Origin of the sequence: Kitasatospora sp. NPDC048722, assembly GCF_040650235.1 — a bacterium.
Lineage (GTDB): Bacteria > Actinomycetota > Actinomycetes > Streptomycetales > Streptomycetaceae > Kitasatospora.
Map to the genome: position 1 here is coordinate 1 of NZ_JBEZGX010000008.1, position 18,800 is coordinate 18,800.

Genomic DNA, 18,800 nt, shown 5'->3' on the forward strand with positions numbered 1-18,800 from the left:
GACGGCCGCATCGTCGACGAACTCCACAACCCCACCGCCGACACCGTCCTGGACCGCATGCGCCGCTTCGACGCCAAGGGCCGCACCAGCTGACCCTCCGGCAACCCGCCGCAGCGCCGACGCTCCCTAGACCCACCAGGACTGACTCTCCCCCATGTACCGCACCGCACTGCGCAACGTGCTGGCCCACAAGGCCCGCCTGCTGATGACGGTCCTCGCCGTCATGCTGGGCACCGCCTTCGTCGCCGGCACGCTCGTCTTCACCGACACCCTCGGCAGCGCCCTCAGGTCGCAGAACGCCAAGAGCTACACCGACATCGCCGTCACCGTCTCCGACCGGGGCGCCGTCGGCCGCGGCTACGACCACGGCGGCAAGGCCGCCACGAGCGCGCCGCTGACCGAGGAGACCCGCAAGGCCGTCGCGGCGCTGCCCGGCACCGCCGACGCGCGCGGCGTCGTCAGCGGCTTCGCCGGCATCGCCGACAAGAAGGGCGCGCTGATCGGCGACGGCTTCTCGACGACCGGCGCCAACTTCGTGCCGGGCACCGACGGCACCGACCCGCGCTACCCGCTGGTCGAGGGCCGCGGCCCGAGGAACGCCACCGAGATCGCCCTCGACGCCAAGACCGCCGAGAAGGGCGGCTACCAGGTCGGCGACACCGTCCGGGTGGCCGTCAACGGCCCGGTCATGGAGCTGAAGCTCACCGGCACCCTGCACACCAACGACCCTCGCGTCGTCTCCGGCGGCTCGCTCGCCGCCTTCGACACCGCCACCGCCCAGCAGCTCTACCTGAGCCCGGGCCACTTCGCCGAGCTCGACGTGAAGGCCGAGCCGGGCACCGACGACACCGCGCTGCTCGCCGCCGTCCAGCAGACCCTGCCCCAGGGCGGCGACTTCGAGGCCAAGACCGGCCGCGCGCTCGCCGACGAGCAGGACAAGATGATCGCGGCCGGTACCAAGGTCATCAGCAAGGCGCTGCTGGTCTTCGCCGGCATCGCGCTGTTCGTCGGCGTCTTCATCATCGCCAACACCTTCACCATGCTGATCGCCCAGCGCACCAAGGAGATCGCGCTGCTCCGCGCGATCGGTGCCGGCCGCCGGCAGGTCACCCGGTCGGTCCTGGTCGAGGCGTTCCTGGTCGGCCTGACCGCCTCGGTGGCCGGCCTGGCCGCCGGTATCGGCATCGCGGCCGGACTGCGCTCGGTGCTCAACGGCGCGCTGGAGGCCAACCTGCCGGACGGCCCACTGGTGGTCGCACCGGGCACGGTGGTCACCGCGATCCTCGTCGGCGTCCTGGTGACGGTGCTGTCGGCCCTGCTGCCGGCGATCCGCGCCGCGCGGATCGCCCCGATGGCGGCGATGAGCTCGGTCGAGCAGCCGGCCACCCAGAAGAGCCTGCTGCTCCGCAACGTGATCGGCCTGGTCTTCACCGCCGTCGGCGCGGCCGCCCTGGCGTTCGGCGCCGTCGGCAGGACGGTCGGCCTCGTCGGCCTCGGCGCGGCCGTGCTGATGATCGGCGTGTTCGTCCTCACCCCGCTGCTGGCCAGGCCGCTGATCGCCCTGTTCGCCCCGCTGCTGCGCGCCGCGTACGGCACGCCGGGCCGACTGGCCCGGGAGAACGCGGTCCGCAACCCGCGCCGCACCGCCGCCACCGCCTCGGCGCTGACCATCGGCGTCATGCTGATCACCGCGCTGACGGTGGTCGGCGCCTCGGTGAACAAGGCCGTGGACGAGGCCACCGCGAGCGACTCCAAGGCCGACTACACCGTCGCCATGGCGAACTACTCGATACTCTCCCCCGACGTCGTCCCGCAGATCGCCAAGGCGCCCGGCGTCACCGCGGTGAGCGGCGTCCGGGTCGTCCCGGTGGAGACCGGCGGGGACGACGGCGAATGGCTCACGACCGTCGACGCGAACACCATCGACCAGCTGGTCACGATCAAGGTCCAGGACGGCTCGGCGGACGCCCTCAAGCAGGGCAAGCTGCTGGTGAGTTCGGGCCGCTCGTCGACCACCGGCCACAAGGTCGGCGACGTCCTGGAGGTCACCTACCCGGACGGCGCCAAGGCTTCGCTGACCGTCGGCGGCATCCTGGAGTCCAACTCCGTACTGGGCGGGGTCGTCGCCCCGGAGGCCGTGGTCGCCCCGCACGCCCAGCCCGGCACCGGGCCGGACAAGGTCCTGGTCAAGGGTGCCAACGGCGCCGACGCGAAGCTGAAGCAGGCGCTGCGCGACGCGACCGGCGGCAACCCGCTGATCGAGGTCAAGGGCCAGGCGGACGTCAAGAAGGAGAACCGTCGCACGATCATGGACCTCCTGAGCGTCCTCTACGGCCTGCTCGGCATGGCCGTCGTCATCGCGGTGCTCGGCGTGGTCAACACCATGGCGATGTCGGTCTTCGAGCGCCGCCGGGAGATCGGCATGCTGCGGGCGATCGGCCTCGACCGGCGCGGCGTCGGCCGGATGATCCGGCTGGAGTCGCTGCTGATCGCGCTGTTCGGCGGCGTGGTCGGCGTGGTCCTCGGGATCGTGGTCGCCTGGGCGGGCCTCAAGACGCTCGGCGACACGTTCAAGGGCATGTCGACCGTGGTGCCGCCGCTGCAGATCCTCGGCTTCCTGGTCGCGGCCGCCCTGATCGGCCTGCTGGCCGCCCTCTGGCCGGCCCGCCGGGCCGCCCGGACGGACATCCTGGGCGCGATCAAGAGCGAGTAGGAGCCCCGACCACGAGGGGTCCCGCGCCAACGGCGCGGGGCCCCTTTCCGTTCCACGGCCCCGCGGACACCACACCCTGGTGCGGGGGCTGCAGCGACCCGGTAGTGAACCCTGCCGACGAGACGAGGAGTTGCACGACGGGCCGGGCGTCGACGCCGTCCAGGTCGGCGATCAGCGGCCCGGTCCCGTCCGGCGGGATGGGCCGGAGGCCGGACAGTGGTGCGGTCCGCCCGTCGAGCGCGACCGTGGCGTGATTCGGCTCCCCTCCGTCGGCGGGAATGAACCGGCCCCGCACGGCGGCATGTTGCCGTGCGGGGCCGGTCGAGGCGAACGTGCAGGTCAGGCGGCGACGGGCTTGCGCGTCGCCTTCCCGCCGAACAGGCCGAAGAACACGGCCAGCGTCGGGACGAGGTAGCCGAGCCAGACCACCAGCTGGAGGACCGTCGGGTCCGGCTGGAAGTTGAACACGCCCTTCAGCAGTGTGCCGTACCAGCTGTCCTTCGGGATCGTGCTGCTGATGTCGAAGGCCAGGCTGTGCAGGCCGGGCAGCCAGCCGGCCTCCTGGAGGTCGTGCACGCCGTACGCGAGCACGCCGGCCGCGACGACGACCAGCATCGCGCCGGTCCAGGTGAAGAACTTCGCCAGGTTGATCCGCAGAGCGCCGCGGTAGAACAGCCAGCCCAGCACGACGGCGGTCAGCAGGCCGAGCGCTGCGCCTGCCAGCGGGTTCCACCCGTCGTCGGTGGCCTGCACCGCCGACCAGATGAACAGCGCCGTCTCCAGGCCCTCGCGGCCGACCGCGAGGAAGGCCGTGACGACCAGCGCCGTGGTGCCCATCGCGATCGCCGCGTCCAGCTTGCCGTGCAGCTCGGTCTTCAGGTGCCGGGCGGTGCGCCGCATCCAGAACACCATCCAGGTCACCAGGCCGACCGAGACGATCGACAGGCTGCCGCCGAGCGCCTCCTGGGCCTCGAAGGTGAGCTGCGAGGAGCCGAACTGCAGCACCGCGCCGAACGCCATGCTGAGCACGACCGCCGAGCCGACGCCGAGCCACACCGGCGGCAGCTTGTCCCGGCGGTCGGTCTTGACCAGGTAGGCGATCAGGATGCAGACGACCAGGCTGGCTTCGAGGCCTTCGCGCAGGCCGATCAGGTAGTTGCCGAACACGCGGGCTCCTGGGGGGTGGTGAGGTGGTACGGGAGGGTCGCGGCGGTCAGCCGAACAGGGCCTGGCCCCACCACTCCCCCGGCTTGCGGACGCCCGCCGGGCAGGCGAAGTGCGCGGAACCGACGTGCTGGATGTACTCGTTGAGCTTGTCGCTCGCCGCGAGCCGCTGCTGGAGCGGCACGAACGCCTTGCGGGTGTCGCGCTGGTAGGCGAGGAAGAACAGGCCGGCGTCCAGGCGGCCGAGGCCGTCGGTGCCGTCGGTGAAGGAGAAGCCCCGGCGCAGGATCATCAGGCCGCCGTTGGCGTCCGGGTGGGCCAGCGCGACGTGCGAGTCGGCCGGCATCGCCTTCAGGTCCGGGTCGTCGTGCTCCCGGGCCTTGCCGTAGGGGGCGCCCTCGCCCTTCGTGCGGCCGAAGACGTCCTCCTGCTCCTTGAGGGAGGTGCGGTCCCACGTCTCGATGTGCATCCGGATCCGCCGGGCGACCAGGTAGGAGCCGCCGGTCATCCAGTCCGGGCCGTCGCCGGGGGCGGCCCACACGTGGTCGGCCAGCCGGGCGGTGTCGGTGCCCGCGATGTTGTGGGTGCCGTCCTTGAAGCCCAGGAGGTTGCGCGGGGTCTGCTGGTCCGGCGTGGTGGAGGAGGTCTTGCCGAAGCCGAGCTGCGACCAGCGGATGCCCACCGTCCCCATCCCGATCCGGGCGAGGTTGCGGATCGCGTGCACGGCGACCTGCGGGTCGTCGGCGCAGGCCTGGACGCACAGGTCGCCGCCGCTGCGCAGCGGGTCGAGCTTGTCGCCCTTGAAGCCCGGCAGCTCGATCAGGGCCTCGGGGCGCCTGGCCTTGAGGCCGAACCGGTCGATGCCGTCCTTCTCGAACAGGCCCGGACCGAAGCCGATCGTCAGCGTGAGCCGGGAGGCGGGCAGGCCGAGGGCCTCGCCGGTGTCGTCCGGCGGCGCCTCGGGCAGGCCGTCGGCGGCGCCGGTGCCGACCTCGCGGCCGCCGGTCATGGCCGCGGCCGCCTTCGTCCACTCCTTGAGCAGCTTGACCAGCGATTCGCGGGTGGCCTTCTCGGAGACGTCGAACGCGGCGAAGTGCAGGCGGTCCTGGACGGGCGTGGCGATGCCGGCCTGGTGGTCGCCGTAGAACGGAACCTCGGCGCCCGGGGCCGCGGCGGGCGCCGGGCCGGGGTCGTCCTGCCGGGTGGCCGCGGCGACCGAGCCGACGGCGGCGGCGCCGAGCGCGACGCCCGCCCCGGCCCAGCCGATGACGGCGCGGCGGCTGACCGCGTTGCGGGGGGCGGCGGCAGCGGCCGTTTCCGTGCGGTCCATCGGGTTCTCGGCGTCCATCGGCGGGCGGGCCCTTCTCTGTGCTGCGGGGTCCACGGCTGCCGCGACGACCGGACGGGGCCGCCACGGTGGCCGTGGGGTGTGGTGAATGCGGGCTGGGGGTCGGCGACTTGACGACCACGGCGTGGTCGGCGGGTCGACGGCCACGGCGTGGTCGGTCAGGTGCCGACCACGGCGCGGTCGGCTACTTGACGACCACGGCGGCGGCCAGCTTCGACAGCGGCTCGCCCAGCGAGTTGACGGCGTCGGAGAAGGTCTTGCGCTCGGCCTCGGTGACCTTGTCGTACGACGTGAAGGTGCCGTCGGCCTGCTTGTACTTGGCGAGCAGGGCCTGGATCGAGGCGAACTCGGAGTCCAGGGTCTTCGCGAGGTCGGGGTTCTTCTCGGCGGCGACGGGCTTCAGCAGCTCGTACGCCTTCTGCGCGCCCTCGACGTTGGCGCTGAAGTCCGCCAGGTCGGTGTGGCTGTAGCGGTCCTCCTCGCCGGTGATCTTGTTGGTGGCGACCTCGTCCAGCAGCTCCTTGGCACCGTTGGCCATGCTGGTCGCGGTGATCTCCGCGGCGGGGATCTTCTTCTGCCAGTCCTTCAGGTCGCCCACGAGCTGGTCGGCGAGCTGCTTCTCGTCGTCGCCGATCCTCCCGTCGGCCCAGAGCGACTTCTCCAGGCGGTGCCAGCCGGTCCACGGCTTGCCGGCCTCGGCCTTGTCCTCGCGGGTGTCGGTCTTCGGGTCGACGTCGCCGAAGCTCTCGGCGACCGGCTCGGTGCGCTCCCAGCCGGTGCGCGAGGGGGCGTAGAGGGACTTGGCCTTCTCCACGTCGCCCGCCTTGACCGCGGCGGCGAAGGCCTCGACGGCCGGGACGGTGGCGTCGGCCTGCTCCTGCGCGTACGCGCGGTAGGCGTCGACGGCGGCGGCCAGTCGCGGGTCCGCGGAGGCGGTGGCGGCGCCCTCGCCGGTCACCGTGATCTTCTGCCGGATGCCGTCGCCGACCATGCCGGGCTTGCAGGCGATCTCGTACGAGCCGGCCTTGATCTCGGCGTTGACGGTGGCCTTGGTGCCGGGGCCGATGTTCTCGCGCTCGGTGACGATCTTGTCGCCCTCGGCGTAGACGTAGACCTCGGTGGTCTTCGAGCCCTTGTTGCTGATGTCCAGGACGACGTGGCCGGCCGGGAAGGTGGTCTTCGCGACCTCGCACGCGGAGTCGGTGGCGTTGATCTTCACCGCGTCGGCGCCGCCGGCCTTGTCGTCCTTCTTGTCCGCGCAGCCGGCCAGCGTCGCGGTCGCGACGGCGAGGGTGAGCAGCGCGGCTGCGGTCGTACGACGGCGGGCGGGCATGACGGCTCCAACGGAAAAGGGCATGGGCGTGCCGAGGCGTGGCGGGGCGCAGACCGGGTCGGCGCCTCCTGATTAGCTAAGGCATACCTTACGTAAGATTTCCTTACCGGCGATACCCACCCCCCTCGTCCACCGGAACCAGCCCCTCGCGGTCAGCTCCCCGGGGTGCGGCGGGCCGCGGCGCGGGCGGTCCAGCGGCCCTCGTGGCGGGTGATCCGGATCGGGTGGCCGAAGGTCGCGCTGATCGGTCCGGTCGTCATCACCTCGTCGACCGGCCCGGCCGCCACGCACTCGCCCTCCCGCAGCAGGAGCGCGTGGGTCGTCGTCTCCGGCAGCTCCTCCAGGTGGTGGGTGACCAGCACGCTGGCGAGGTCGGGGTGCTGGTGGCGCAGCAGGTCGAGGCTGTCGAGCAGCAGCTCGCGGGCGGTCAGGTCGAGCCCGGTGGCCGGCTCGTCGAGCAGGAGCAGGCGGGGGCTCGGCATCAGCGCGCGGGCGATCAGGGCCCGGCCGCGCTCGCCCTGGGAGAGCGTCGTCCACGGGGCCTCGGCCATGGCCGTCATGCCGAGGGTCTCGATCAGGAGTTCCGCCCGCTCGACCACCTCGGGGGCGGGCTTGCGGTGCCACTCCGGCTCGATGGTGTTGGTGGACCCGGTGAGCACCACCTCCCGCACGGTCAGCGGAGAGCGCAGCGGGTGGCGCGGGTTGACGTGCCCGAGGTGGGCGCGCAGCTCGCGGATGTCGACCCGCCCGAGCCGGCGCCCGAGCACGTCCACCTCACCCCGGGTGGGGTGGGAGACCGCCCCGAGGAGGGCGAGCAGCGTGGACTTCCCGGCGCCGTTGGGGCCGAGCAGCGCCCAGTGCTCGCCGGGCCGGATGGTCAGGGAGATCCCGCGCAGGAGGTGGCGGCCGTCGCGGACGACGTCCACGTCCTTGGTGCGCAGCAGGGGGGCGGGCGATGTCATGCGTGCACGGTACAACCGCCCCGAACCGACCGTCATGGACCGTTCACATGCTGGATCTTCACCACCCGTCAGCCCCGGGCCGGATTGATCTGCACAGGACACAACTTGGCAAAGATATGACTATTCCTCTGGCCATTCATGACCGATCACCGTCAATCTCGGTCGCAGCTGTTCGCGGGCCGCACTTCGCCCGAGCTTTACCGTGCGTTTCCCCAACCACGCGCGTCCCCTGCCACGCGCGTTTCCCTGCCCCCACCCCACTGGAGTCAGAGTGAGCCCCACCTCCTCGTCGGTGTCCCGTCGTGCCCGCATAGCCGGCGCCACCGCCGTCATCGCCGCCCTCGTCGCCGTCACCGTCCCCGCCGACACGGCCTCCGCCGCGCCCGCCGGACGGGACGCCGCGATCGCCCAGGCCCGCGCCAACGTGGCCCGCAACGCAGGGGTGTTCGGGTTCGGCGACGGCCAGGACCTCGTGCTCAAGGACGTCGTCCTGGACGCCGACGGCTCGTCACACGTCCGCTTCGACCGCACCTACCAGGGCCTGCCCGTCGTCGGCGGCGACCTCGTCGTCCACCAGGACGCCCGCGGCCGCCTCAAGGACTCCACCCGCGCCTCCGCCCACGACCCGGCCGTGGCGTCCACCTCCCCGGCCGTGGCCCCGCAGACCACCGCCGGCAAGGCGATCGCCTCCGCCCCGGGCGTCCACGACGCCGTCAGCACGCCCGAACTGGTCGTCTGGGCCGCCGACGGCACGCCCCGCCTCGCCTGGCGCACCACCGTCGCCGGCACCGGCGAGCACGGCCAGCCCGCCGGACGGGTCGTCGTCACCGATGCCACCACCGGCGACGAGATCGAGGCCTACGACAAGGAGCACCAGGCCTCCGGCACCGGCCACTCCGAGTACACCGGCGACGTCACCGTCGACACCACCCCGGCCGCCGGCGGCGGGTACACCCTCGCGGACCCCGTGCGCGGCCACGTCACCAAGGACGCCGGCAACGTCTCCGCCGACACGATCACCGCGAGCTCCGGCAAGCCGTTCACCAGCACCACCAACGTGTGGGGCGACGGGAAGAAGTTCTCCACCGACCGCTCCACCGCGGCCGTCGACGCCCACGCCAACACCGCCTGGACGTACGACTACTACAAGAAGACCTTCGGCCGGAACGGCATCAAGAACGACGGCAAGGGCGCCACCGTCTTCGTCCACGTCGGCACCGACTGGGACAACGCCCAGTGGTCCGACGACTGCTTCTGCATGATGACCGGCGACGGCAACGGCAGCACCGACCCCGAGCAGGTCGACCTCGACACCATGGGTCACGAGATGACCCACGGCGTCACCAGCGCCACCGCCAACCTCCGCTACAGCGGCGAGTCCGGCGGCCTCAACGAGTCCACCAGCGACATCTTCGGCACCATGGTCGAGTGGTTCGCCAACAACAGGACCGACACGCCCGACTACCTGTTCAGCGACCAGTCCACCCCGCCGTGGCTGCGCCGCTTCGACAAGCCCTCGCTGGACGGCAAGTCGGCCGACTGCTGGAGCGCCACCGTCGGCAAGCTCAACGTCCACTACTCCTCCGGCGTCGGCAACCACTGGTTCTACCTGGCCAGCGAGGGCAGCGGCAGCAAGACCATCAACGGCGTCACGTACGACAGTCCCACCTGCAACGGCTCCAAGGTGACCGGTGTCGGCAACCAGAAGATCGCCAAGATCTGGTACCGCGCGCTGACCGTCTACATGACGTCCACGACCAACTACAAGGGCGCGCGCACCGCCTCGCTCAACGCCGCGAGCGACCTGTACGGGCTCAACAGCCCCGAGTACAAGGCCGTCGCGGCGGCATGGAGCGCGGTCAAGGTCAACTGACGCCCTCCGCTCAGGTGGTGAACCCGACGTGGACGTGGTCGTGGTGGGTGTCGTCGGTGAAGAACCGGTTGCCGGCCCCCGGGATCGCGATCGGCCCGCCCACGTTGTACGAACCGGCGGCGGCCGCGGCCCGCATGAAGGACTCGATCAGCCGCCGCGGCGTCGCCGGGTCCACGACCGGGTGCCCGTCGATCCGCCAGACGTCGAAGGCCCGGCCCAGCGGATGGTCGCTGGGCCGGGTCGTGCCGAAGACGTCCAGCGGGTGACCGGTGCGCACGACGCTCACCGACAGCACGTAGGTGCCGGCCAGGCCCAGCATCGCGTTCGTCACGCTGTCGTGGACGCTCCCGCTGCGCAGGTCGGCGAGCGCCCCCGGCGGCAGCTCGATCCGGGGCTGCGCCAGCACCTTCGCCGGCGCCGCGGGCGGCGGCTCGGCGGGCGGGCCCGGCTCGCCGGGGTGCAGCTCGGTGACGGTCCAGCGCGGATCGGCGCGGCTCAGGCGGACGTCCACCGTGACGCCGCCCTCCGCGACCGAGCCGTCCGGCTGCCGGGTCCACTGGCGGCAGACGACGAGCACGCTCGCCGAGTCGGCCAGGATCCCGCCGTACTGGGCGTCGATCACCTCCAGGCTCGCCTCCGGCGCGGCGGGGGCGAGCGGACCGGCCGCGTCCGCGAGGGCGGGCGGCAGCCCGAGCGCCGCCACCCGGGCCCGCGCCGCCTGCGTCCCCTGCCCGCCGGGCGGCCACGCGCCGAGCGCGGCAACCAGCTCGACGGCGCGGCGCTTGACGTCGGGCTGCACCTCGGAGGGGCCGGGCTGCCAGAGCGGGGGGTTGGGGAGGGGGGTCCGGACGGGGCTTGCCGTGGAGGTCGGGCCCGGGCTCGCTGCGGGGGCCTGACTCGCGGTGGGGCTCGGGCTCGTCGAACTCGGCTCCGCCACCGGTTGCCTGCTCCCGCTCCCGCACCCGGCGGCGCCGAGCAGCAGCGCCGCCGCGCCCGCCCGCAGCACCCCGCGCCGACCCGCCGTCCACGTGTCGTCCTGGCTCGTCACGCGCCCAGTATGCGTCGGTCCCGGCCCGATCCCGTGGAGGGCTCAGCCGAGCCGGCGGATCGGGTCGCCCGCGAGGAAGGCCGCGATGTCCTCGACCGCCTCGCCGTAGTAGCGACGGTAGTTGTCCCGCGTCACGTACCCGAGGTGCGGTGTGGCCAGCAGCCGGGGCACCGTCCGCATCGGGTGGTCGGCGGGCAGCGGCTCGACGTCGAAGACGTCCACGGCGGCGCCCGCGATCCGGCCGTCGGTGAGCGCGGCGATCAGCGCCGTCTGGTCGACGATCGCCGCCCGGGACGTGTTCACCAGGTACGCGGCCGGCTTCATCAGGTCGAGTTCGGCGTCGCCGATCAGCCCGCGGGTGCCCTCGTTCAGATCGACGTGGACGGACACGAAGTCGCTCTCGCGCAGCACCTCCTCCTTGCTCGCCGCCCGCCGCACGCCCGCCTCCGCCGCACGCTCGTCCGTCAGGCTCCGGCTCCAGGCGACGACGTCCATGCCGAACGCCACCCCGACCCTCGCCACCAGGGAGCCGATCCGGCCGAGCCCGATCAGGCCGAGCACCCGACCGTGCAGGTCGGCACCGACGGTGCTCTGCCAGGGGCCGTTCCCGCGCAGCGCGTTGTTCTCCGCCACGATCCCGCGGGCGAGTCCGAGCAGCAGCGCCCAGGTCAGCTCGACCGGCGGCGTGCCGGAGCTGGCGGTGCCGCACACGGTGACGCCGTGCGCCTCGGCGGCGGCGAGGTCGATCACCGAGTTCCGCATGCCGGAGGCGATCAGCAGCCGCAGCCGGGGCAGCCGGGCGAACAGCGAGGCGGGGAACGGCACTCGCTCGCGCAGCGTCACGACGATGTCGAACTCGGCCAGGGCTTCGGCGAGTTCGTCCTCGGTGGCGAAGTGTTCGCGGAAGGGGACCGGCTCGACCCGGTCGGCGATCGTGAACCAGTCGGCGATCGCCGTGCCGACGCCCTGGAAGTCGTCGAGCAGGGCGCAGCGGAGTTTCACCGCGGGGACGCTCGTGCCGTCGACCGCCGCGGACGTCCTGCTTCCCGACGGTTCGGCGGCGCGCAGGCCGTAGTGGTCGCGCGGGCCCTCCACGATCCATGACGGCTCGCCGAGCTTGGCCCGCAGGATCCGGATCGGCACCCGGAGGTCGCGTGCGTGCGGCCGGTCGAGCCCCCAGGCACGCCGCATGATCTCCTCGGCCGGATGCGGCCCGTCACCGAGCTCGACGAGCCCCTGCAGGAGGTCCGTCTCCTTGAAGGTGAGCTGCGCCGCGCGGCCGTCGACCGTCGCGACGCGGGCGTCCAGGTCGAGCGCCAGACGGCCGTCGAACGCGGTCACGGTGCCGCGCCGCGGCAGGTCCTCGGGGGTCGGCCACCTCATGCCCCGCAGACTACCGACCGGCCGCGGCCTGGAGCCAGGCCTCGTTCCAGCCGGCCAGCTCCGCCGGGCGGTTGGTGATGATGCCGTCCACCCCGGCCTCCTCCAGCGCCTTCCAGCGGGCCGGCGCGTCGACCGTCCAGACGTTCACGGCGACGCCGGCGGCGTGCAGGTCCTTGACCACGCCGGGGCGCGGGACGAGGGCGTCGTCCGACGGGTTGTAGGCGGTGAGGCCGAGGTCGCGCGCGGTGGCGACGGGATCGGGGTCGAGCTCGGAGCGCAGCAGGCCGAGGGGCAGCTCGGGCGCGAGCTCGCGGGCGTAGCGCAGGGCGTCCGCCTGGAAGCTCTGCACGAAGACCCGGTCGGTCATGCCGTGCCCGCGGACCTCCTTGACGATCCGGGCGACCTCGTCGCGGGTGTGCGGCCCCTTGATCTCCAGGAGCAGGTTGCCGCCGCGGGTGCGGAGGTCCTCCAGCTGTGCGGCGAGCGTCGGCAGCCGCGTGCCCGCGTAGGCCAGGGCGAACCAGGAGCCGGCGTCGAGCGCGTCGAGCTGGGCGGCCGTCAGGTCGCGGACGCGGCCCGTGCCGTTCGTCGTGCGATCCACGGTGTCGTCGTGCAGCACGTACGGGACGCCGTCCCTGCTCGGCTGGACGTCGTTCTCGATCCACTGGGCGCCGGCCCGGCGGGCGACCTCGTCCGAGACGAGCGTGTTCTCCGGCGCCGCGGACGACCCGCCGCGGTGCGCGAACACCGTCACCGGCGTCCCGGCCGGGCGGATCCACGCGTTCGGGGCGAGCGCCGTCACCTTCACCGCCGCGAACGACACCCGCGCGCCGTTCACCAGCAGCGCCTGGCCGCCGTCCGCGCTGCGGGCCAGCCGGGTGGTGCGCAGGGCCTCACGGCCCTCGAAGATCCAGCGGGCGCTGGTGCCGTGCACCTCGACGGCGATCCGCACGTCCCGGCCGGTGGCGGCGGACGGTGCGGCGGCGGTGTCGGTGACGTTCCACGTGTCGCCGGTGGTGCGCCGGGCGAACTCCAGCCCGTTGCCGGCGGTGCTGCCGGAGCGGACGGTGGCGATCGACCACGGCGTCGTACCGGCGGCGGGGACGTCCAGGCCGAGGGCCGTCCAGCGGGTGGCGTCCAGGACGGTCTCGAAGCGGGCGGTGGCCTCCAAGCGGAAGTCGTCCAGGTGGCGGCCGAAGGTGATCCGGCTCTGCCGCGCGGCGTCGGCGGAGCCGCCGACCAGTCGGCCGTTCTCGACGCGCCAGTCGCCCTCGACGGGGTTCCACCCGGCGGGGAGGCCGGGGCCGGCGAAGGTCTCCTCGAGGACGACGTCGCCGGGGCTTCTGGTGGCGGGGCTCGCGGCGACCGGGCTCGACGTCGGCTCGGCCGGGGCCGTGAGGGCGACGGTCCCGAGTCCCAGGGCCGCCGCGACCAGGGCCGCGACGAGACCGGTCCGTCGGCGGCGGGGGGCGGTGAGCTGACGTGATGTCATGTACAGCACGCTACGCGCGGCCGGCGAATGCTCCCCGAAGAAACGGGGAACCCGCCGTGACGATTGGGCTTTTCGTAGGTTCTTCGCAGGCCTGCCATGCCCGGCGCCCCGGCAGCGGACGCCGCCTCGCCACCCACCCGACCGCCTCCGCCGGGCGGCCCCACTCACGTCAGTGGCGCCAGGACCGCCTCCGCCGCGGCAGTCCGGGCGTACAGCACCGAGCGGCCCGCGCGGTGGGCGCTCACCAGGTGGGCGTCGCGGAGGGCGGTCAGGTACTGGGAGACGGCCGCGGGCGACAGGCCCGTGCGCCGGGCGAGGTCGGTGGTCGACGCCGGGGCGTCCAGCTCGACGAGAAGGAGCGCGCGGGAGCGGCCGAGGACGGCGGCGAGGGCCGCGTTCGGCGCGGCGGGCCGGGCGGCCCACAGGCTGCCGATCCCGCGCGCCGGGTACGCGAGCTGCGGCGGGTCCGGCGGCGCGACCCGCATCAGCGGGCCCGGTCCGGTGAAGGCGGACGGGATCAGCAGGAGGCCCGCCCCGGACGTCCGGCGGTCCAGCGGCTTCGGACGGCGCTCCAGCCGGAGCGTGTCCCGCGACCACCGGACTTCCGCGTGCAGGTCGTTGAGCACGCGCGCCGCACCGTGCTCGGCCACCTGCCGGGCGCGGTGCAGGACGTCCGCGTCCAGCGCGGCGCGGATGCGCGCCCAGTACGGCGCGAGCGCTACCTTCCAGTACGCCTCGAACGCCTCCGCGAGCCGCGCGAGACCGGCCGGCGGGTCGGCGTACAAGGTGCGCAGCCGGGGTCCGAGGCCGTCGCCGTACTCCCGCAACCGGTCGAGGTCGCGCCGTACCCGCTCGGCCGGCGTGGCCCGGATCGCGGCCAGTTCCTCCGCGAGCGTGGGCGCCGGGCCGGCCGGGGCGGGGTTGACGAAGTCCGGCACGTACCCCGCGGGCGGCACGATCTCGGTGAGCCAGCCGCGCAACGGCCCGACGGCGCCGAGCCGGGGCCGCACCTGCTCGACCCACGGACGGTGCACCGGGTGGGCCCGGCCGGACGCGAGCAGGCGAAGGCTCGGCCCGAGCTCCCACATCGGCGAGACGGCGAAGCGCATGCTCGCCAGATCCCCCACCGTGAACGACAGTTCCGTCTCCACGGCCATGCGCATCCCCCCGTACCCCACCCCTTGGATTCGCACATTCCCGAATCATTGGCGGTCAGGCTAGCCCAGATTCGATCATGTCGAGCATGACTCCCGACAGCGCAGTGACCACCACCGCCAACGCCGTACCCGCCGTGCACGCCGCCGCCTCCGGCACCTGGACCCTCGGCGACCGCACCGTCCACCGGATCGGCTTCGGGGCCATGCGCCTCCCCCAGACCGGCCCCGCCCTCACCCCGCACGCCGTCCCGCGCGACCGCGACCAGGCCGTCGCCGTCCTGCGACGCGCCGTCGAACTCGGCGTCAACCACATCGACACCGCCGCCTTCTACTTCTCCCCGCTGCGCTCCGCCAACGAGCTCATCAACCGCGCCCTCGCGCCCTACCCCGACGACCTCGTGATCGCCACCAAGGTCGGCCCCGCCCGCGCCCCCGACGGCACGTGGGCCGAACACGCCCGCACCCCCGAGGCCCTGCGCGCCCAGGTGGAGGAGAACCTCCGCCAACTCGGCCGCGACCACCTCGACCTGGTCAACCTGCGCGTCCTCGGCACCGACTCCGTCGCCGAACGCTTCGGCGCCCTCGCCGAGTTGCGCCGGGCCGGACTCATCCGCCACCTCGGCCTCTCCAACATCCACCCGCATCACCTGGCCGAGGCCCGGTCCATCGCCCCCGTCGTGTGCGTCCAGAACCCGTACGGCATCGGCGCCGCCCCCGAACAGGACGAGGTGCTGCGCCTCTGCACCGAGCAGGGCATCGCCTTCGTGCCCTTCTACGCCATCGCCGGCACCGGCCGCGAACGCGGCACCGGCGCGAGCACCGGCGAGCCGCCGCAGGTCGAGGCCGTGGCCAAGGCCCACGGCGCGAGCACCGCCCAGGTCCGCCTGGCCTGGACCCTCCACCGCGCCCCCAACGTCCTCGCCATCCCCGGCACCGGCGACCTCACCCACCTCACCGAGAACGTCGCCGCCGGCACCCTGCGCCTGACCCCCGACGACCTCACCCTCCTGAACACCGCCCACCGGGCCTGACGCCACACGGGACGTCGGCCCGCCCGACGTCCCGTGCACACTGCCGGCCCGACACCCCACCCACACAGAAAGTCGAGCGAGTCGACTTCTCGCGTGCGGCGGGCTGGTGGGTTGCCCCAGCCTCGCGCGGAACCGGCCGGGTGGGGTGGGGCGTCGGTTCGGGGAGTCGATCACTGTGCCGAGGAGTACTCGCATGGCCGGAACCGCCGCCCGTTACCTCTACCTCGTCCGGCACGGCGAGGCGCTGCCGGACGAGAGCGGCCTTTCGGAGGTCGGGCGGCGTCAGGCTGCGCTGCTCGGGCGGCGGTTGGCGGGGCGGCCGATCTCTGCCGTGCACCACGGGCCGCTGGCCCGCGCCGCGCAGACGGCCGGGCTGATCGCCGAGCACCTGCCCGCGGCCACCGTCCGGGCCTGCGACGCGGCGGGCGACTACGTTCCGTACGTCCCCGGGCGGGCGGAGTTGCCCGCCGACAGCGCCGACCTCCTCCTCCGCTTCCTCTCCCGTTCCGAGCCCCAGGAGTCGGGGCCCGAGCTGGCGCGTCAGGCCGTGGCCGCGTTCACCGGGCCGGTGCCCGGGGACGAGGAGCGGCACGAGGTCGTCGTCACGCACAACTTCCTCATCGGCTGGCTCGTGCGCCATGCCCTCGATGCGCCGCCGTGGCGTTGGCTCGGGCTCAACCATGCCAATGCCTCGCTCACCGTCATCCGGTACGCCCCCGGGCGGCCGCCCTCGCCGCTGGTGCTCAACGACCTCGGCCACCTGCCCGAGGAGCTTCGCTGGACCGGCTTCCCGACCGGGTACGGGGTGTGAGCCGCGCGACCCGACGCCCTTCCGTTGGCAAAATATGTAGACCGGTCTATTCTCTCCTCCATGGGAGCCAAGGGTGAGGGAACCCGCGCCCGGCTGATCGCCGGCGCGCGGGCGCTGATCGAGGCGCAGGGGTACTTCGGCAGCGGCGTCAACCAGATCGTCGCCGAGAGCGGCGCGCCGCGCGGTTCGCTGTACTTCCACTTCCCGGAGGGCAAGGACCAGTTGGTCGCCGCCGCCCTCGTCCAGGCCGGACGGGAGGTCGAGGACCTGCTCAGGTCGCTCGCCGCCGAGGGCGTCGACGCCGGCGCGCTCACCCGGCGCCTGACCGAGGTCTTCGCCGACCGCCTGGAGCGCTCCGGCTACGCCAAGGGCTGCCCGATCGCCACCGTCGCACTGGAGGTCGCAGGCACCAACGAGCCGCTGCGCGCGGTCTGTTCGGCGGTGTACGAGAGCTGGCAGCGGGTCCTCGCCGAGCGACTGGAGGCCGGCCGGTTCGACCCCGCCGAGGCCTGGACCGCCGCCGGGCAGGCACTCGCCCTGATGGAGGGCGCGGTGCTGCTCGCGTCGGTCCGGCGGAGCCGGGAGCCGCTCGACCACGCCGAGCACGCCGTGCTGCACCTCATCGGCGCCAAGGGCTGATGCCGCGGGGCCCGGCCACCCGAAGCCTTCCGCGTGCCCGAAAAATATACAGACCGGTCTACAGAGAATGGACCCCATGCCACTCCCCACAACCCTCGTCCTCGGCGCCACCGGCTTCATCGGGCGCTGGCTGGTCCTCGAACTCCTCACCCGCGGCGAACTCGTCGCCGTCGCCGTCCGCGGTGGCACCGGCAGCCCGCGCGACACCGCCCTCCGCTCGTGGCTACGGGCCCACGGCGCCGCCGACACCACCCTCACCACCGTCGCCGCCGACCTCACGGCCCCCGGCCTCGGCCTCACCCCCGAGGACGACACCGGCCTCGCCGAGATCCGCGACGTCCACAACCTCGCCGCCCGCTACGAGTTCGGCCTCACCCGTGCCGAGGCCCACCCCGCCAACGTCGACGGTGCCCTGCACGCACTCCAGTGGTCCGCCACCCGCCCCCACCTGCGCCGCCACGTCCACCTCTCCGGCTACCGCGTCGGACGCGACCCCCGGCCCCGGTACCCGCTCCCACCCCGCGAGACCGCCGCCCTCTACTCCCGCCTCGGCGCCTACGAAGCCTCGAAACACCTCGGCGACGCGGCAGTGCGCGTGACGGCCGACCGGCTCGGCATCCACGTCACGACCGTCAACCCGAGCAGCGTCATCGGGCACTCGGCCACCGGCGAGGCCGGCCAGTACCTCGGGCTCGCCCATCTCGTCCGGCAACTCCACCGCGGCCGTCTCCCCCTGCTCCCCGGAACGCGGCGGACCTTCGTCCCGGTGGTCACGGTCGACCACCTGGCCCGCTTCCTCGCCGCCGTCCCCGTCCACGACCGGGCGCCCGCGGCGGCCCACACCGTCCTCGACCCGGAGACCCCGGCCCTCCCGGACCTCGTCGCCCTCCTCGCCACCCACCTCGGAGTCCGCCCACCGCGCGGCCTCGTCCCCGTCCCCGTCGTCCGCGTCCTCCCCCGGGCCCTCACCGGCGCGGACCCGGAGACCCTCACCTTCCTCTCCGAGGACCGCTACGACACCGCATCCGCCGACGAGTTGGCCGCCGCCGTCGGCCTCACCCATCCTCCCGTCCGGGCCGCCCTCCGCACCTGGGCCACCCGCCTGGTGGCAGACGGCTTCGGAGCCGCCGAACAGGCCCCCGCAGCCGAGCGACCGGGTAGGGTCTCCCCGTGAGCGCCGAATACAGCGAGCTGGCCCTGCCCTCAACGGATCTGGCGCACGCCACACTGCAGCGCGCGAAGACCCTGCTCCCGGCGGCGATCGTCAACCACAGCCTGCGCACCTACCTCTACGGACGTCTCCTCGGCGAGCGGCGCGGCCTGCGGCCGGGCCGCGACTACGACGACGAGCTCCTCTTCCTGGGCTGCGTCCTGCACGACTGCGGGCTCAGTGACGAGGGCAACGGCGACCAGCGGTTCGAGCTGGACGGCGCCGATCTGGCCGTCCGCCTCCTGGCGGAGCAGGGCGTGCCGCCGGACCGGACGGACGTCGTGTGGGACGCGGTCGCGCTGCACACGGACCGCGAGATCGCCCTGCGGAAGCGGCCGGAGATCGCGCTGGTCGCGCTCGGGGCGGGCTTCGACCTGGGCGGCGGGCCGACCGCCCTTCCGGACGGCTACGCGGACCGCCTCCACCGGGCGCTGCCCCGGCTGCGCGCGGCGGCGGTCCTCCACGACAGCATCGTCGGCCAGGCCCTGGAGAAGCCGCACAAGGCGCCGCCCTTCACGATGGCGGGTGAGCTCGTGCGCCAGGCGACGGGAGAGATCTGGCCGGTGTGGGAGCAACGTGCGCGAGCGTCGGGGTGGAACGACTACGACGAACCCGCCTCTGCGTAGGAAGTCGGAC

Annotated in this window: 15 protein-coding genes and 1 pseudogene; 8 read left to right on the top strand and 8 right to left on the bottom strand. The window is 73.5% G+C overall.

Annotated features, from left to right (window positions below):
* Together AB0C76_RS08545 and AB0C76_RS08550 are read left to right on the top strand one after the other, a co-directional pair.
* Positions 1–93 (top strand): annotated as a pseudogene (locus tag AB0C76_RS08545) (ABC transporter ATP-binding protein); the annotation flags it as partial.
* A gap of 61 nt (positions 94–154) precedes the next feature.
* Complete coding sequence (locus tag AB0C76_RS08550; RefSeq protein WP_359961673.1) at positions 155–2,713, top strand: FtsX-like permease family protein; 2,559 nt, start codon at positions 155–157, stop codon at positions 2,711–2,713.
* 339 nt (positions 2,714–3,052) lie between these two features.
* Here AB0C76_RS08550 and efeU read toward each other — a convergent pair whose 3' ends face one another.
* The 4 genes from efeU to AB0C76_RS08570 all read right to left on the bottom strand — a co-directional run bounded on the left by efeU (position 3,053) and on the right by AB0C76_RS08570 (position 7,520).
* Positions 3,053–3,880 carry an iron uptake transporter permease EfeU gene (efeU, locus tag AB0C76_RS08555; protein WP_359961676.1) on the bottom strand — a complete coding sequence of 276 codons (828 nt, stop codon included), beginning with the start codon at positions 3,878–3,880 and terminating at the stop codon, positions 3,053–3,055.
* Between the two features lie 46 nt (positions 3,881–3,926).
* Entirely contained in the window at positions 3,927–5,207 is a 1,281-nt protein-coding gene (efeB, locus tag AB0C76_RS08560) for an iron uptake transporter deferrochelatase/peroxidase subunit (RefSeq protein ID WP_359962116.1), read from the bottom strand.
* Positions 5,208–5,409: 202 nt separating this feature from the next.
* Positions 5,410–6,558 (bottom strand): iron uptake system protein EfeO, encoded by a 1,149-nt coding sequence (efeO, locus tag AB0C76_RS08565; RefSeq protein WP_359961679.1) that lies wholly within the window; start codon positions 6,556–6,558, stop codon positions 5,410–5,412.
* 152 nt (positions 6,559–6,710) lie between these two features.
* Positions 6,711–7,520, bottom strand: coding sequence for an ATP-binding cassette domain-containing protein (locus AB0C76_RS08570; RefSeq protein ID WP_359961682.1), 810 nt, complete (start codon positions 7,518–7,520; stop codon positions 6,711–6,713).
* A 271-nt stretch (positions 7,521–7,791) separates the two neighbouring features.
* Here AB0C76_RS08570 and AB0C76_RS08575 point away from each other — a divergent pair, with 271 nt between their 5' ends.
* Entirely contained in the window at positions 7,792–9,393 is a 1,602-nt protein-coding gene (locus AB0C76_RS08575; protein WP_359961685.1) for a M4 family metallopeptidase, read from the top strand.
* Between the two features lie 10 nt (positions 9,394–9,403).
* Here the strand turns inward: AB0C76_RS08575 and AB0C76_RS08580 are convergent, their stop codons facing one another.
* The 4 genes from AB0C76_RS08580 to AB0C76_RS08595 form a co-directional block, all read right to left on the bottom strand.
* Positions 9,404–10,441 (bottom strand): hypothetical protein, encoded by a 1,038-nt coding sequence (locus tag AB0C76_RS08580; RefSeq protein ID WP_359961688.1) that lies wholly within the window; start codon positions 10,439–10,441, stop codon positions 9,404–9,406.
* A gap of 42 nt (positions 10,442–10,483) precedes the next feature.
* A complete protein-coding gene (locus tag AB0C76_RS08585; protein WP_359962119.1) occupies positions 10,484–11,443 on the bottom strand; it encodes a D-2-hydroxyacid dehydrogenase family protein in 960 nt (319 codons plus the stop codon).
* Between the two features lie 391 nt (positions 11,444–11,834).
* Positions 11,835–13,316, bottom strand: coding sequence for a glycerophosphodiester phosphodiesterase family protein (locus AB0C76_RS08590; protein ID WP_359961691.1), 1,482 nt, complete (start codon positions 13,314–13,316; stop codon positions 11,835–11,837).
* A gap of 164 nt (positions 13,317–13,480) precedes the next feature.
* Positions 13,481–14,473 (bottom strand): DUF5937 family protein, encoded by a 993-nt coding sequence (locus AB0C76_RS08595; RefSeq protein WP_359961694.1) that lies wholly within the window; start codon positions 14,471–14,473, stop codon positions 13,481–13,483.
* An 86-nt stretch (positions 14,474–14,559) separates the two neighbouring features.
* Here AB0C76_RS08595 and AB0C76_RS08600 point away from each other — a divergent pair, with 86 nt between their 5' ends.
* The 5 genes from AB0C76_RS08600 (at position 14,560) to AB0C76_RS08620 (ending at position 18,790) form a co-directional block, all read left to right on the top strand.
* Complete coding sequence (locus tag AB0C76_RS08600) at positions 14,560–15,504, top strand: oxidoreductase (protein WP_359961697.1); 945 nt, start codon at positions 14,560–14,562, stop codon at positions 15,502–15,504.
* Between the two features lie 193 nt (positions 15,505–15,697).
* Positions 15,698–16,315 carry a histidine phosphatase family protein gene (locus tag AB0C76_RS08605; RefSeq protein ID WP_359961700.1) on the top strand — a complete coding sequence of 206 codons (618 nt, stop codon included), beginning with the start codon at positions 15,698–15,700 and terminating at the stop codon, positions 16,313–16,315.
* Between the two features lie 60 nt (positions 16,316–16,375).
* Positions 16,376–16,954, top strand: coding sequence for a TetR family transcriptional regulator (locus tag AB0C76_RS08610; RefSeq protein ID WP_359961703.1), 579 nt, complete (start codon positions 16,376–16,378; stop codon positions 16,952–16,954).
* Positions 16,955–17,030: 76 nt separating this feature from the next.
* Positions 17,031–18,128 (top strand): SDR family oxidoreductase, encoded by a 1,098-nt coding sequence (locus AB0C76_RS08615; RefSeq protein WP_359961705.1) that lies wholly within the window; start codon positions 17,031–17,033, stop codon positions 18,126–18,128.
* Complete coding sequence (locus tag AB0C76_RS08620; RefSeq protein WP_359961708.1) at positions 18,125–18,790, top strand: HD domain-containing protein; 666 nt, start codon at positions 18,125–18,127, stop codon at positions 18,788–18,790. Before AB0C76_RS08615 ends, AB0C76_RS08620 begins: the two co-directional genes overlap by 4 nt.
* Positions 18,791–18,800: the final 10 nt, after the last annotated feature.

Excerpts from the sequence above, each read along its gene's own strand:
- AB0C76_RS08550 (WP_359961673.1), top strand. The coding sequence starts at position 155 with ATGTACCGCACCGCACTGCGCAACGTGCTGGCCCACAAGGCCCGCCTG.
- efeB (WP_359962116.1), bottom strand. The coding sequence starts at position 5,207 with ATGGACCGCACGGAAACGGCCGCTGCCGCCGCCCCCCGCAACGCGGTC.
- efeO (WP_359961679.1), bottom strand. The coding sequence starts at position 6,558 with ATGCCCGCCCGCCGTCGTACGACCGCAGCCGCGCTGCTCACCCTCGCC.
- AB0C76_RS08570 (WP_359961682.1), bottom strand. The coding sequence starts at position 7,520 with ATGACATCGCCCGCCCCCCTGCTGCGCACCAAGGACGTGGACGTCGTC.
- AB0C76_RS08590 (WP_359961691.1), bottom strand. The coding sequence starts at position 13,316 with ATGACATCACGTCAGCTCACCGCCCCCCGCCGCCGACGGACCGGTCTC.
- AB0C76_RS08595 (WP_359961694.1), bottom strand. The coding sequence starts at position 14,473 with ATGGCCGTGGAGACGGAACTGTCGTTCACGGTGGGGGATCTGGCGAGC.
- AB0C76_RS08600 (WP_359961697.1), top strand. The coding sequence starts at position 14,560 with ATGACTCCCGACAGCGCAGTGACCACCACCGCCAACGCCGTACCCGCC.
- AB0C76_RS08605 (WP_359961700.1), top strand. The coding sequence starts at position 15,698 with ATGGCCGGAACCGCCGCCCGTTACCTCTACCTCGTCCGGCACGGCGAG.
- AB0C76_RS08610 (WP_359961703.1), top strand. The coding sequence starts at position 16,376 with ATGGGAGCCAAGGGTGAGGGAACCCGCGCCCGGCTGATCGCCGGCGCG.
- AB0C76_RS08615 (WP_359961705.1), top strand. The coding sequence starts at position 17,031 with ATGCCACTCCCCACAACCCTCGTCCTCGGCGCCACCGGCTTCATCGGG.